Origin of the sequence: Streptomyces griseochromogenes, assembly GCF_001542625.1 — a bacterium.
In the GTDB taxonomy this organism is placed as follows: domain Bacteria; phylum Actinomycetota; class Actinomycetes; order Streptomycetales; family Streptomycetaceae; genus Streptomyces; species Streptomyces griseochromogenes.
In genome coordinates this window covers 262,209-276,906 of the sequence record NZ_CP016279.1, presented here as the reverse complement: position 1 = coordinate 276,906, position 14,698 = coordinate 262,209, and the positions used below count along the sequence as shown (strand labels likewise).

Annotated in this window: 11 protein-coding genes; all 11 read right to left on the bottom strand. The window is 72.4% G+C overall.

Annotation, left to right across the window (positions count from 1 at the left end; all coding sequences use genetic code 11):
• Positions 1-5: 5 nt before the first annotated feature.
• The 11 genes from AVL59_RS01325 to AVL59_RS01275 all read right to left on the bottom strand — a co-directional run bounded on the left by AVL59_RS01325 (position 6) and on the right by AVL59_RS01275 (position 14,642).
• Positions 6-1,937: a TOMM precursor leader peptide-binding protein gene (locus AVL59_RS01325; RefSeq protein WP_067299373.1), complete on the bottom strand. Its 1,932-nt coding sequence runs from the start codon at positions 1,935-1,937 to the stop codon at positions 6-8.
• Positions 1,937-3,580 (bottom strand): hypothetical protein, encoded by a 1,644-nt coding sequence (locus AVL59_RS01320; RefSeq protein ID WP_159399851.1) that lies wholly within the window; start codon positions 3,578-3,580, stop codon positions 1,937-1,939. The genes AVL59_RS01325 and AVL59_RS01320 overlap by 1 nt, the downstream gene beginning before the upstream one ends.
• A complete protein-coding gene (locus AVL59_RS01315; RefSeq protein ID WP_067299371.1) occupies positions 3,577-4,941 on the bottom strand; it encodes a SagB family peptide dehydrogenase in 1,365 nt (454 codons plus the stop codon). Before AVL59_RS01315 ends, AVL59_RS01320 begins: the two co-directional genes overlap by 4 nt.
• Positions 4,938-6,017: a lantibiotic dehydratase C-terminal domain-containing protein gene (locus AVL59_RS01310; RefSeq protein ID WP_067299370.1), complete on the bottom strand. Its 1,080-nt coding sequence runs from the start codon at positions 6,015-6,017 to the stop codon at positions 4,938-4,940. Before AVL59_RS01310 ends, AVL59_RS01315 begins: the two co-directional genes overlap by 4 nt.
• Positions 6,014-6,901, bottom strand: a complete 888-nt coding sequence (locus AVL59_RS01305; protein ID WP_159399850.1) for a lantibiotic dehydratase C-terminal domain-containing protein — start codon at positions 6,899-6,901, stop codon at positions 6,014-6,016. The genes AVL59_RS01310 and AVL59_RS01305 overlap by 4 nt, the downstream gene beginning before the upstream one ends.
• Positions 6,898-9,306, bottom strand: a complete 2,409-nt coding sequence (locus AVL59_RS51965; RefSeq protein WP_067299368.1) for a lantibiotic dehydratase — start codon at positions 9,304-9,306, stop codon at positions 6,898-6,900. The genes AVL59_RS01305 and AVL59_RS51965 overlap by 4 nt, the downstream gene beginning before the upstream one ends.
• 683 nt (positions 9,307-9,989) lie before the next feature.
• On the bottom strand, positions 9,990-10,736 hold the full coding sequence (locus AVL59_RS01295; protein ID WP_067299367.1) for an ABC transporter permease: 747 nt from the start codon (positions 10,734-10,736) through the stop codon (positions 9,990-9,992).
• Positions 10,737-10,759: 23 nt separating this feature from the next.
• On the bottom strand, positions 10,760-11,722 hold the full coding sequence (locus AVL59_RS01290; RefSeq protein WP_067299366.1) for an ATP-binding cassette domain-containing protein: 963 nt from the start codon (positions 11,720-11,722) through the stop codon (positions 10,760-10,762).
• 156 nt (positions 11,723-11,878) lie between these two features.
• On the bottom strand, positions 11,879-12,052 hold the full coding sequence (locus AVL59_RS01285) for a thiomuracin/GE37468 family thiazolyl RiPP peptide (RefSeq protein ID WP_061921845.1): 174 nt from the start codon (positions 12,050-12,052) through the stop codon (positions 11,879-11,881).
• A 192-nt stretch (positions 12,053-12,244) separates the two neighbouring features.
• Complete coding sequence (locus AVL59_RS01280; RefSeq protein ID WP_079146471.1) at positions 12,245-13,057, bottom strand: HEAT repeat domain-containing protein; 813 nt, start codon at positions 13,055-13,057, stop codon at positions 12,245-12,247.
• A 223-nt stretch (positions 13,058-13,280) separates the two neighbouring features.
• Entirely contained in the window at positions 13,281-14,642 is a 1,362-nt protein-coding gene (locus AVL59_RS01275) for a C1 family peptidase (protein WP_208870285.1), read from the bottom strand.
• Between the last annotated feature and the right edge of the window lie 56 nt (positions 14,643-14,698).

Here is a 14,698-nt window from a genome sequence, read left to right as displayed (position 1 = left end):
CGCCCTCACGGGAACGGGTGGGGGTCGGGGTTCAGCTGCGCCCGGGACAGGTCCGCGTCGAGCCTGCCGAGCCGTCGCGGCAGGCTCAGCAGCCGCGGCAGCCCGTCGATCCGCCGATTGCGGTAACCGAAGGTCATCGGCACCGCCCCGGGGACGAGGACCTTGACACAGGTGAAGCCGCCGGCCCGGTGTTCGGGCGTGGTCTGGTCGACCACGAGCACCTCGCCGACGCGCTCGGCCGCGGCCCGCAGGTCCACCGTGAGGTCGTCGCGGTCCGGGCGCAGCCGGTCCGGCCCGCCGACCTCGTCGACACCGATAGTCGGGCCGCCGAACAGGAAGTCGAGCCGGTGCGCGGCCTCCGGATGTGCGTAGAGCGCGGAGTGGTCCGGCATGGTGACGACGCTGTACGGATCGCGCACCATCTGCGCGGCCCGCTCCTCCTCGGCCGGATAGCGCCGGATCACGTCGCTGAGGATCGGACCGAGCTCGTTCAACGCGTTCGACAGCGCCCGCTCCGGGTCCAGGCCCGCACCCGCGGTGCACAGCAGCGCGGGGCCCTTGCGGTCCGGATGCGCGGCCATCACCCAGACCGCCGGGATCCCGTAGTCCGTCGTGATGTCGAAGGCGTGGATGCGGTACCCGGTGCTCGAAGCGATCGCGCCCGCCTGGAGGGGCACCCGCGGGTCGTGACAGGAGTCCAGGTCGATCGTCGGCGGGACGGTCCGGGTGTACCAGGTGCACAGGAAGGCGTCGCGCTCGACCGTCTCCATGAGCCCGTGCAGCGTCGCCTCCTCCCAGGACGAGCCGAGGGCGCAGCCGTTGGACACCTCGTAGTAGGAGACCGGATCGTCGCCGCGCAGCCGGTGGCAGTAGTAGTACGCGAGGGCCTCGGGCACCAGCCGGGCGTCGCCGGTGGCGAACGAGTGCGCCCACACCCACCACAGCGGTCGGTCGGGGTCGAATCTGCGATAGCGGAAGGACGGGGCGTCGTAGCTCTCGTCGGGGTGGCGGCCGAACACGTCCGGGTGCACGGCGTGCGGCGCGAGTTCGTGGAACGTGCCCCGCACGGAGGTCCGCAGACCCCCCGGAGCCACGCCGCCGTAGCGCTCCAGGGCTTCGAGGATCGCGGTCAGCTCGCTGGTCCGGTAGTCGCGGCTGCGGCCGTAACCGGGCTCGGCGAGGTTGTCGAACCGCAGCGGCATCGATGCGCCGGACATCACCAGCCCGCCCTCCGCGCCGCGGTCGGTGCGCCGGATCAGGCCGCTGAACGGATCCACGTACATCGCGCGGACGGCCTCGAAGTCGGCCAGGACGTCCCGGGTCCGTGACCCGAACGGCGTGATCTTCGCAGCCGGCCGCAGGACGCGCTGGGCCCGCTCCGCCGAGTCCTCGGGGAGTGCTCCGCACTGCGGGCAGAAGGGATCGGGCAGGAAGCGGTGGCGGCGCGTTTCGAGGGTGGCCAGATCGACCACCGCCACCAGGCGCGGCTCGTCCTGGCCGGCCGGCTCCCGCACCTGTGACGGATCCGCCGGCCGGCCGGCCAGCTCGTCCGCCACCAGAGCGGCGGCCGTGTCCGCCACCACCGCGACGGCGAGTTCGTCGAGCAACTGCGGTACGTCGCCGTCCAGTCGGGCGCCGTGCTCCTCACGCAGCCGGGCGAGCCAGGGCCTGCTCGCGTCGACCCGCTGCCGCCGCAGGTCGAGGCAGTGCGGGCAGCCCGCCACGCCCGGCCGGGTCAGCGGCCCGACGATCACCTGACCGACCTCCGTGTGGACGCTCAGCCACGGGCGGTCGGCCGGCCCGTCCGCCGGGAGGCGCCAGCTGTCGCTCGCCCGCACCTCGACGTCCAGGTGCGCCAGCGCGCCGGACAGGCCGCCCGCCAACAGCCCCGACCGTGCCGCCTGTTCGCGCCCGGCGTTCGTCAGCGTCCCCGCCATCAGTCCACCACCACTTTCACTGCCGATATTCCGAGCCGGACGATGCCGGGATCGTGGTCGAGTTCGGCCACGGCCGCGTCCGGTGCGCGCAGCGCCACGGCGCTGCGCAGGTCCGCCGGTGTGACCGGTGCCGCGACGGGCAGGTCGACGGCCCGGTCCGGCGGCGGCAGGGGCGGAGCCCAGGTCCGCGGTACCAGGCCTGCGCGGTCGTGCATCAGCACCTGGTCGGCGAGTACGGCCCGTTCCATCGCGCGGACCGCCGCCGCGGCGTGGCTCACGCCGCAGGCGTATGCGGTGCCGTGCCCGGTGGTCGCCACCGCGGTCGGAACGTCGCTGTCCGGCAGTACCCCGAGCCAGGCTTCGCGATCGCTCAGCCGCAACTGGTCCCACGCTTCGCGCACTTCGGCGGGCATCCCCGCCGCGTCACGCACGCGTGCGACCGGGCCCGCCGCGCCCACCGCCCAGGACTCCAGGACGTCGAGCAGCGCGGCGGCGAGCGCCTCGTCCCGCGTCTCGGCCGCGGCGGTGCCCGGGGCCGGCCCGGCGCTCTCGTCACAGCGCCGCGCCCGGTCGACCGGGACCAGCACCGGGACGTCGTCGGCCACCCGGCGGGCGGGCACGAAAAAGCGTCCGGGGCCGGCGGCGACGCGGTCCGTCGCGGCGCGTAGCACGCCCAGGTCGGCGGTGTCACCGACGACGGGCTTCCCCGCGGCGTCGACCACCGCGCGCGGGTCCAGGGCCGACTCCAGGTACCGCGCGACAGCGGCGAGCACGGCCCGGCGCCGGGCCTCGGCGTAGTCCGAGCCGTCCGCCACGACCTCCAGGTCCAGTGGCCGGATCGTGGCCCGTCCGGCCACCCGGGCCCGCGCCAGGTGCCGGGGTACCTGGGGCAGGTCGTCCTCGGCGATCTCGCGTACGACGCCGAACACCGGGTCGATCGCCGCCATCACCCGCTCGTCGAACGGCCCGGCGTCCGGACCGGGTGGCGCGGGCCGCCACGGGTGCGGCAGTGCCCGGTAGGAAGTGGTCTCCTCCCGGGTGACCAGGACACCGCTCCAGGCGTCACCGGTTCCGAGCACGGCACGACGGACCAGCTGCGCCGCGGCCGTCCGGATCACCTCCGGTCCGGGCCTCCCGTCGGCGAGGTCACCGCAGCGCAGGCCGGTGACGACCTCCTCCAGTCGTTCGGCGTCCATCGGCCCGGCGAGGACCGCGGCGCGCTCGGTGAAGAGCACGACGCCCGCCCGGCCCCCCGCGGCCTCGGCCCGGACCTCGTCGAACCAGTCGCCGTGCAGCGGGCCCGCGCCCAGCACGACGGCCGGCAGGGTCAGCGCGCTGCGCTCCACCGCGCGGGCCAGATCCGCGCTTTCGCCTACGAACCTCACCTCACCGGGTGCGTCGAACCGCCGCAGGGCTCCGACGGACACCATCGCGTCCCGTACCCGGCGGGCCTGCCGGGCGTGGGCGCCGCCCATGCCGTCGGCCGCCTGCTCGATGTCCTGGCCCCGGTCGACCCAGGAGGACACCAGCCGGATCCAGGGGGACAGCGCGGTCGACAGCTCCAGCGGTCCGGACTCGGACAGGCCGTAGGTCCTGCCCTCGTGATCGATCGTGTAGGTGTTCATCCGCCGCAACGTGCTCATCGGCTCTGCTCCTCGCGCCGCCTCGGGCTGGATCCCACGATGAACTGGCCCACGCTGCACTCGACCAGCGGATCACGGCCGGTGGCCTCCGTGAAGGCGACCGCGTCGTCCGTTCCCAGGGGGCAGCCGGCCAGTCCCATGGCGCCGCACGTGCCGGCGAGCGCGTGGTAGAGCACCCCCGTGTTCTTCAGCACGACCGCGTAGCCCATCCCCTCGTACTTCCACATCACCCGGCCGACGCGTGCCGCCACGACCAGCAGCACCTGCGGGACGGCGCCGGTGGTCGATCCCTGGGAGGCGACCCGCAGCATGCGGCGCACCGAGTAGTCGCTCACCGGCCGCACCAGCTCCAGCGCGTGCCGGTGCGCGTCGTAGTGGTACATGCCGCTGTCCAGGCCCGAACACCGGGTGACCACCGGATACAGCTCCAGCTCGTACACCGATCCGCCGGAGGGGCGCGGGGAGCTGACGAACTCCACGCCGTCCTCCTCGTGCACACGCCGCACCCGTGCGGTGCGGTAGAGCAGCTCGCCGAGCTGGTCCAGCGAGATCGGGGACTCGTCGTCGTGCACCCGCTCGGACCGGCGCCGCTCGCTGACGTCGAGATAGGAGCCCTCGCCCGCCCGGCGGTCCGTGAAGTCCGGTACGGCGAGCTCGACCCGTGGCCCCGGGTAGGGCGGCGGGGCGGCGGGCTCCGGCTCGAAGCCCGCCGCACGGCCCCACCAGGTGCCGCCGAACCCGTCGCCGACGTACCCGCGGTAGCCGAGCCGGCTGCGGTCGTGGAACAGCAACTCGTGCGGCGCCCACTGGCGGTGGCGCAGCTCCCGCGCCTCTTCGCCGTCCGGGTCGGCCAGGAAACCGGCGCCGAGCAGTTGCTCGCGCAGGGCGGCGGCGAGCCCGCCGGGTACGGTCGCCGAATCGCTCGCGGGGTCGAGGGCGGCGGTCAGCAGCTCCCGCCGATGGACCGTGATCTCGGCACTGGCCAGGGGGGATTCCAGGATCAGGGCGCCGGCCTCGGCCCGGATGACCGCGAACCGGGAGAGGTCGAGCCGCCCGTCGGCGGCGGGTACGGGACCGCGGGCGCGCAGCGGCCGCACCACGAACGCGACCCCGCGATCGTCGCCGAACTCCTCGTAGAGCCAGCCTTCGCGCCGCAGCGCCTCGGTGACCTCGTCGTCCGCGCCTGCCGGCTGCCCGCCGTCGGCCAGTCGCGCGATGACCTCGGCCGTCTGCCGGCCGGCGGGCAGGCTGAGGTGATGCGGCCAGGCCATGAGGTGGGTACGCCCGCCGCGCTCGGCACTGAACACTCCCGACCGCAGTCGTTCGGTCCGGTCGGCGGCAATGTCTTGCGCTGGGATCACGAGTCGCCTTCCTCGGCAGTCGTCTTGCCTTCACGTTCGTCCAGGGCTGTGGCCACCAGGTGGCACAGCCGGTACCGGCCGGCCGGTCCCACGCCGAGCCGGGACATCTGGAGGTAGAGCAGGTTGATCGCGAAGCGGTAGATCTCGAACCAGTCGGAGGTGCGCACCTCGTCCCAGGAGGCCGATCCGGCCAGCGCACGGTGGAAGGCGCTGCGCTCGGTCAGATCGCCGCTGAAGCCCTCGGCCATGGTGGGCAGGGCGAGTTCGCCGCGACGCCGGGCCCGCTCCGCGGCCCGGACCAGCGGGGTGACGGCCGCGAGCCAGTCCCGGGCGTAGGCGGGCAGGTCCGCACCCGCGGCCACCGCGAGCAGCCGGCGGCGCAGCGCGGGTGCCGAGGTGCGGGCGGCGGCGTCCCAGGCCGTGCGCACGTCCGCCGCGGCCTCCAGGTTCAGGTACGCCTCGGCGTGCGACCGGAAGGACAGCGCCGCCGAGGCCAGGGAGCCCCGGCCGAACTCCTGGGCGGTCACCGCCATCAGGTCGGCGCAGGCCAGGCCGAGCCGATTCCCCTCAGCCGCGCGCAACAGCCGCAGCGCGGGCACGCTCGCCGCGTAGTGGAAGTCCTCCAGCAGGCCCTGCATGACCGTTTCGGCAGTGCCGGTCCCGGCCGGGGCCCCGGCCGTCCAGGTGAGGGAGTTGTCCGCCAGCCAGTCCTGGCGCAGCTCCACCCCGGCACGGTCGGCGATCCGCTGCGCCCGGTCCCGGACCGCGTCGAGCGTCACGGTCCGGGTCGACGGGCTGGAGCGCAGGACCTCGTGCAGGCGCCCGTCGATCCGCTCGCGCACCGTGGCCGCCGCTTCGGCGGGACCGCGCACCCCCAGGCGCAGATGCGGTCCGCGCTGCCATTCGCGGGTCACGCGGAACCGGCAGCCGGCGGTCTCCGCGAGCTCGGCACATTCCAGGACCGGCCCCGGCAGCAGGGCGTTCCAACGGTCCTCCGCGTGGTACGCGAACAACCCCTGCCAGTCCGTGACCTCCTGGCCGACGAGCGTCACGGCCCGCTCCCGCGCCCCGGTCACACGTCCGCCTTCGTGTCGGCGAGCAGTGCCTGCGCGAGAGAGGCACGCAGCGTCAGCTCTGTGGGCATGGTGACTCCTATCCGGTTCGCAAAGAGGTGAATGCAGATGTCCAGCGTCGCGACGGGGTCCTGTGCCCCGGCCGTCTCGAACGCCACGCCACCGAACCCGAGCTCCGGCGGGCGGTAGCCGTCCCCTGCCGTGCGCAGCCGGTCCTCGAGCTGTTCGAGGGACCGGGCGAAGCGCTCGACCGGCGAGGGGGGCCGCTCCAGCAGGGCCGCGATCCGGGTCAGGTCCAGCCGCGCGGAGGCCGGGAGACCGGTCTCCCCGACGCGCCGGGCCCAGCCACGGCCGACCCGGCTGCCGCGCGCCATGAGGAAGCGGGCCAGGACGAGCACGACCAGCGAATCCCGGGCGGAGGGGGCGGGACCCCGGGCGAGCACGTCCAGGGCGATCCGCGTGCTGTCGTCGAAGTGCTCCTCGCACGCCGCCAACGCCGCTCCCCGGCCGTATCGCTGGTACTCCGGGGCGTAGGCGGCCCGTACGACGGAGCCGTCGGGGACCAGTTCGGCGGCCGAGGCGGGGTCGCCGAGCCGGTCGCGCAGCAGCGCGTACTCCTCGGCTCCCATGGTCCGCTCGGACGGATGCTCCCGGCACCAGCCCGCCAGTTCGGCCGGCACCCGCGACTCCAGCGCCGCCAGTGCCGCGTCGGACGGCGCGCGCAGCCGCAGCCGCACGTGCGGACCCCCGTCCCAGTACCGCAGGACGAACGCCCGGTCGGCGAGCCCGTCGTCACGAGCGGCCCGGATCAGCGGTGCGACCGCCTCGACCAGCAGCCGATCCTGACCGTGGTGCTGGTGCACATGCCAAGATGCCCAGGTCGTCACTGTCGTACTCCCACCTCGACCGCGTACTCGGTCACATGGCCCGTCCCGGTCAGGGGATCGGGCAGGCATTCCTCGACGATGGCGAACTCGGCCTGCCGGAGCATCTTCTCGGCGTCCGCGAACAGCAGCGGACTGGTGAGATCGATGAACACCGGCTTGCGCGCCTTGCTCTGGCCCCCGCCGTGGTCGGCGGAGTTCCACGCCCGGAGGTAGAAGCGGCTGCCCAGACCGTGCGCCGCGAGCCACTGGTGCCAGGCCCGCAGCGATGCGCGCGGCTCGCCCCCGCCGGGGAACTCCTCCTTGCGCAGCAGCCATCGCGCCCGCTGCAGCGCGGTGGCTCCGAGTGTCACGCGCGGGGTGGCGGACTGCGGCGCCCCGCCGCGCCCGGGTGCTCCGGGGGTGAAGGCCGCGATGCTCGGGTGGAGCAGATAGGCACTGCCGAAGACCTGCTCCAGCAGCTTGGCGAACGGGGGCAGCGCCAGGTCCGCCGCCATGCCCAGGTGCACCAGGCGCACGTCGCGGCCGTCCTCGTCCCGGAGTACGGGCAGGCCGTGCGCGCCGGGCACGACACGCACCGACGCCATCGGCAGGCGCTGCTCCCGCGGTCTGTCGGTCGTGGCGCCGGGATACTGCAGCTCCCGCGGTGCCGTGGCCGCCCTCGAGTTCAGCGCCGACGCGAGCAGTCCGCCGATCTCGACGACGTCCTCGTCGACGGTGCCGACCAGGTCCGTGACAGGGATGCCCGCCCGCGCCGCGAGACGGCCCCGGCCGCGGCCGTGCCCGCCGTGCACGACGTTCACCACCCTGCGGACCGCGGCCCCGGAGGTCTCCTGCAGATAGAAGGTGGCCGAACGGTTCGGATGCGTCAGCGGGAAGTCGTCGAGCAGCCGGCGCACCTCGGCCACGGCGAGCGGGCCTTTCGCCGCCAGGGTCAGCACGTCCTCGGTGAGACGGGGCAGCGCCCCGCCGAACTCCCGCACCAGGGCACCGGAGCAGCGCGCCAGGTCGGCTCCCCACGGCGGTGCCGACGGCCCGATGATCCGGCCGACATCGTCGTCGGCGTCCAGGCGCGCCCGGGCGAGGCTGTCCAGGGCCACGGTCAGCGGTACGTCGTAGTCGGCGCCGAACCGCTTCGCCAGGTGCTCGGCGGCCGCCAGCTTCGCGGGAAGCTTCACGTCCGTGAGCGCCAACAGCCGTCGGGCGCAGTCGAGTTCGTCGAGCGCCGCGCCGTCCGGGCGGGCGGGCAGGTCGTACGGCCAACCGGTCGCGACCGACATCTCGTGCACCTCGACCGGCGGCAGCCCGACCCCGAGGTGGCGCGCCACCTGTCCGGCGGCGGCCTGGGCCGCGGCCGCCTCCGCGCCGTGCAGCGCCGCGTCCAGCGCGGCGAGCTGGGCGGACAGCTCCGTCGCGCCCCGCTCGCCGGCGATCGCGGCCCACGCGGCCCACGGGCGCGGGTGGTGGTCCGCCACGGGAAGACGGTGCTCGATCAGCCCGGCGGTCAGGCACTTGGCCACCAGGGCGCCACCGCCGGGCACCCGCGCGGCGAGGCTCGCTTCGGTGTCCCCGGGCTCCAGGGCACGCAGCAACTCCTCGATCGCCGGGTGCGCCGCGGCCCGGACCGCCTGTTCCCGCTGCCCGGCCCGGATGAACAGCCAGCCGCCCTCGACGGGCACCAGGCTCGGGTTGACCCGCACCTCGAGACGGGCGGGGTCCGCCAGCGCGGCCTGCAGGGCTCGGGTGAGCACGCCGACCACCGCACCGTCCAGCTCGGCGAGCAGCCGCTCGCCGGCGACCTCGCCGCCGGGGCGGCCCCAGCGGGCCGGGATCGTGACCATCCAGGAACTGAAAGGGCTGGTCTTGCCGCCGGCGCGGGCCGCCATGCGGGAGAGCCGCAGGAGCCGCTTGCGCTGCGGCGCGCCGGTCTGCCCGGTGGCCCAGCGTCCGGCGGTGTCGGCCAGGTCCTGGCTCGTCGCCCTCAGGCCGGTACGGAACCGCGGGTCGAGGCACAGGCCGCGCAGGTGCTCCACGTCCTCGCGCTCGGCCGCCGCGAGGGCGTCGTCCAGCTGCGCGTCCAGGTCGCGTATCCGGTCCCGCGCACCCGCCCAGGCGTGGAAAGCGGCCGCGGCGTCGTCGGACATCACCGGCACGGCCTGCTGGGCGGTCCGCCGTGACAGGTCGCCCTGGCGCACCCCGCGGCGCGCGGCGACCAGCACGGCCCGCTCCTCACCCGTGCGCGCACCGACGTCCTGGAACAGGGCCGCGTCGGCTCGTTCGGCGGACTCGGCCAGTTCCCTTGTCGCTCCGGCCCGATCGGACAGCAGAGTGTCGATACGACGGTGATGAAACCCTCTGAGCGCGGACCGGCTCAGTCCAGCCACTCGGACGAGGACGACCTCGTCCACGGCGATGTCTTGAGAGAAGATCGAACAGCCATCAACAGGATTCACCCTGTTACCCCCGTGCTTTGCCCTCAACCGGGCCGTACGTGTGTGATCGACCGTCAGCCGGGCCGCCTGGCTGGGCGGCCGGCTACTGCTGGAAACGGCGGCCGGTTAATCGGGTGTCCCCGCGGCCGGTGCGGCGGGACGGCTCCTGAGGTGACATTGGCACATACACGTCGCTGAGCACCCCCATGCTCGAACTCGCGCCCCGCCGGAGCGGACGGCACCTGGCCTGGTCAGCTCTCGCCCACGGGACCGACGACACAGTGCGGCGCGTGGGCCGACCGTCTGATCTGGATTCGGGCCCGCCAGGACTGCCGTTTCGGCACAGGCGGGCAACACGCTATTCAGTACGCCGTGCGGCTCCCCCCGCACCCAAGCGCAGTGATCATCATGGGATCTGATAATCCTTCAGCGCCTTCGACTCTAGTGACCCCTGATCCCGTTAGGCAAGGACGCCACGCGAGGCATCTGCCCGGGGTGCGAATCTTGCCGCCGGCCGCCGCCAATACGGCTCTGACCTGCGAAATCATCGCGATTCCGGGTCAGGGCGGGGACCGGAGAACGACCCGGTGGACGGCATGCCGAACACCGGCCTCAGCACAGGGGAAAGGCCGGTGTTCCGTGCGCCGCGCTACGGCCCGTCAAGCCTCCGCGCGGAACGTTTTGGTGCCGAACCACACACCCAGCAGGCACAGCACCAGGGCCCAGCCACTGCCCCACAGCACACCGCTGGTCGTCAGATCACCGGCGAAGCAGGACCGGACCGCGTCGACGACATGCTTGACCGGCATCAGCCCTGCCGTGACCCGCAGCCAGTGCGGCCCCAGCCCGACCGGCAGCAGGATCCCGGACAGCAGGATGACCGGCATGAGCAGGGTGTTGACCACGCTGCCCATGACGCGCTCGTCCTTGGCGCCGAGGGCGATGGCGTTCGACGTCGCGGCACACGCGACCCCGAGGAGGAGCGTGATGACCACGCCGACGAGGAGTTCGGCCGGCGGGGCGTCCATCCCGAAGGCGTACGCGAGAGCGACCAGCACGACGATCTGGACCAGCAGTTGGACGAGGTCCCGGCCGAGCCGGCCCAGCAGCAGGGCGGCGCGAGGGGCGGGGGTGACCCGCTCGCCCTCGATCACGCCGTCGCGCCATTCGCCGATCACGCCGTAGCCCGTGAACGCGGCCCCGAAGACGGCCAGTTGGACGAGAAGGCCGGGTACGAAGAGGGTGTACTGGTTCGTGGAACCGACCTGGGTGGCGACCGACCGCAGCAGCGGGGCGAACAGCACCAGGTAGAGCACCGGCTGGAGCAGCCCGGTGAGGACCATGGCCGGGCTGCGCAGGGTCATGCGCATCTGACGCCGGAACACGACCATCGTGTCATGCAGCATGGAAGAGGCCTTTCTCGGCGCGTTCAGTGCGAGTCCCGCAGGGAGCGTCCGGTCAGCGTGAGGAACACGTCGTCCAAGGTCGGACGGCGCACCTCGAGCGACACCAGTTCCACCCCGGCCGCGTCGAGTTCGCGGGCGAGGCCGGGAAGCACGGTCCCGGACCGGTGCACCCGGCCCGCCACCCGCGGCCCGGTCACCGTGGGCCGGTCCGCGGCCGACTTCTCCAGGACGCGCACGGCGGCGTCCATCTGCTCCGGGTCGGCCACCTCCATCTCGACCAGGTCGCCGGAGATCTGGTCCTTCAGCGCGTCCGGGGTACCGGTCGTGACCACCCGTCCGTGATCGAACACGATCACCCGGTCGCTCAGTGCGTCCGCCTCGTCGAGGTAGTGCGTCGTGAGGAACACGGTCATGCCGTACTCCTCGCGCAGGCCCCTGATGTGATCCCACAGGTTGGCGCGCGCCTGGGGGTCGAGACCGGCCGTCGGCTCGTCGAGGAACAGCAGACGCGGCTGGTGCACGAGGCCCATGACCACGTCCAGCCGTCGGCGCTGCCCACCGGACAGCGATCGCGGGACACGGGTCCACACGTCGGCGAGCTCCATCCGTTCGAGCAGCTCGCGGGCCCTTCGCGTGGCGGTGGCCGCGTCGAGCCCGTACAACATGGCGCGGTCGACTATCTCGTCACCGGCCTTGGCGAATCCGCCGGCCGAACCGCCCTGCGAGACATAACCGATCCGCCGGCGTACCTCCCGCGGCTGGGCGACGACGTCATGGCCGGCCACCTGGGCCGAGCCCGAGCTGGGAGAGGCCAGGGTGGTGAGCATCCGAAGCGTCGTGGTCTTCCCCGCGCCGTTGGGCCCGAGGAAGGAGACGATCTCTCCCTCGGCGACCTCGAAGCTCGCGTCCGCGACCGCATCGACCTGCACCCGTTCCCGACCACGTCGGACGGTATAGGACTTGGCCAGTCCGGACGCCGAAATCATGTGTCCACCTCGATCGTTCACAGGTCCCGCCGCGCGCCGCGAAGGGATGAGGCACGCCGCAGTCCCGCGGCGCCGGATGGGCGCCGCGGGACCGGGCTTGATCAGCCTTGGGCGGCTTTACCGAAACCGGAAATCCACCCGCTCACTGACTTATTGTCAGTTGGAGCTGCAGGAGCAGCAGATGTAGCAGAAGCAGTTGGTCGAAGCGCCGACCTCGGGCATGCCGTGATCGGCGGTAAGCGCCGTGACCGCACCGCCCTGCTCCACGACGTCGAACACGTCGATCGACAGGTCGTTGACGTCGACGAAGTACTCCTCGTTGTTCCCCATGAGACTTCCTTCCGTCCTTTGATGAAAGACAGACCCCCAAGTGAATCCGGAGGTGAACTCCGGATTCGAAGAGCCGTCTTCATCCTGGCCGGAATGAGGTCCGTGGGTCACGCGTCCGAAACCGGTGACCAGAATCCAAAACCGGTCACGCCGGTCCGGGGTTCAGGCAGGAATACCGTGACCCTCTCCGGCTCAGCCGGCCTTACGGGCCCGCAGGGCGGATCGCCGCGGCTTCCGGGTGGCCAGGCGCTGGGCCACGCCGCGGACTTGGGGATCCTCGGCCTCCCGGGCGGCCTCGATCTTCTGCCGGGCCACCTCACCGCTCAGCTCGCCGAGGGCCATCAGCGCGGACATGGCCACCTGCGACTCCGCGTCCCCCACCGCGGCGCCCAGGGCCTCGGCCGCGGTCTCCGCGTCGGGGTGGCCGATGTAGCACAGGATGTCCGCGGCATGGCGACGCACCACGTCGTCGCCGGATCCGAGCGCCTCGACCAGCGCCGGCACGGCTGCCGCGCCGAACGCGGCCACATCGCTGGTCAAGGCGTTGCGCACCTCCAGGTCGTGTGCACCGAGCAGCGCGACCAGATGCGGTACCGCCCGGGGCTCCTGGATGCGGCCCAGCGCCCATCGGGCCTTGCGGGCGACCTCCTCGTCCGCGTCGGTGATGTACGGCAGGACGGCGTCCACCGTCTCGGGGTTGGCGAACTTGCTGAGCACGTGCAACGCCTGGACCCGGACTTCCGACGACCGGTCCGGAGCGGCGGCGGCGAGCACCGCGGGCCGTGTGGCCTCCTCCAGCCGGGTGACCGACCAGGTCATCGTCTCCCGCACAAAGAAGTCCAGCTCCGCCCACAAGGCCTCGACCAGCACATCCGCCAGCTCGGTCTCGAACTGCGATCCAATGGCGAGCGCTGCGGTGTTGCGGACGCTGCGATCCGGATCCGACAGCTTCTGGCTCAACTCATCTGTGGATATTGTCCTGTTCAGAGGTTGCGAAGTCGTCATGCGACGGATCCTACCAACGCACGGCTGATTATCCGCCGAATTCAGTCGTGTTGCGAGTTGAACGGATCACTCGGCGCTACCCCGGCCGTTCCCGTGCAAACCCGGTGCGGAAAACGTTGAGTTGAACATTACTCAGCATTGCCGCGAGTTCTTCGGGCATAGCGCCGTCCGTTTCGGGCACGCGCCGCAGTTCGTGATCCCCAAAGGCCGAGCCCGGGCGTCCTCAGCCCGCAAGGGCTCCCATGGGGTCCCAGGCGGGAAGGACGATCGGTGGCTGGTCGAGGGCCGCGGCCAGTTCCGGGGAGAGCGCGGAGCGGCGGATCGCGATCTCGAAGACGTGCTCGGCGAACCATGAGTCGTTCATGGTCCAGAAGCCCTTGTCGGCCTTCTCCTCGCCCCAGCTGTTCTCCACCCGCCAGCGGCGCGGGCTCCCGTCCACCACGTCGACGCCGGTGAACAGCATCGCGTGGGTCATCATCGTGTCGTGGTGCAGCAGGCGGGCGGCCTTGTCCATGGTGAAGGGGGCGTCGTAGACGGCCGCGTAGTCGAAGAGGGCGGCGTCCCAGACGCCGGCGTCGGCGCGCATCATCTTGGTCACGTCGCAGCCGAACCACACCGGTTCGCCGCCGACGATCGTGTCCATGGCCAGCCGCTTGAGCAGTTCCACCGGCGCGTTGAGATAGACCACCGGCGGGGCGTCCACGATGTTGCCCAGGTACTCGACGGTGAAGGTGCGGCCGACCGGGCTCGACTCCCGCGGGTCGTGCACCAGGCAGACGTACTCGTCCAGCGGGAGCCGCACGTACGAGGCGGCGAACTCGGCCGGGGTGAGCCAGCCGTCGCGGTGGAACGTCTTGTCCTTGTCCTCCCACTGCCACAGGAACCGCTGCGGAGGCGTGCCGAGGTGGATGCTGAGGACGCGGTGGACGGCGGCCAGCACCTCCCGCTTGCGCTCACGCTGTGCCTCGGCCCCCTCGGCGGCGTGCGCACGCAGGTCGCGGGCGCCCTGGCGGAGCAGGGTCTTCAGGGCCCGGTTCATCGCCCGGGTCGCGGAGGAGCTGTCGGTCTCCGGCATGGCCGACTTGGGTACCAGGCCGTGCCGGGCGACCAGCGCCACGAACATGTTCCACTGCCCGCCGTCACTGATCGGGTCCGCCAGCAGAAACGCCACCGTACGGTCGTCCACGTCCCGGTCCGAGGTCTCGATGACCGCCTCGAGGAAGTGGTTCGCCCGCTCGAACTTGTCCCAGAACAACAGGTAGTTCTGGGAGAACTCGAAGTCCTTCACGCCCAGCTTGCGCGCGGCGCCGACCCGGAGCAGGTTGAGCCCGGCGAACAGCCAGCAACGCCCGCTCTGCTTCTGGTTGGTGGCCTTCCAGTCGTCCAGGTGGTGGGAGACCGAGTGGTCGGCGCCGGTGAGGATCCGGCGGTCCAGGGCGACGTCGTCCACCGGTGTCTGGGTGACGGCGTTCTGCATCAGCCGGTTCACCGGCCGCGCGGCGAACTCCTTCTCGAAAAGCTCGATCTGATCTGGCGTCAGACTGCGACCCATGGCCTGGCGGGATTCGTCGTTTCCGAAGGTCACAGCGGTTTGCCTCCAGTTCCCAGTGATCCTCGAGAGGAGCGCTTCCTCACCGTCGC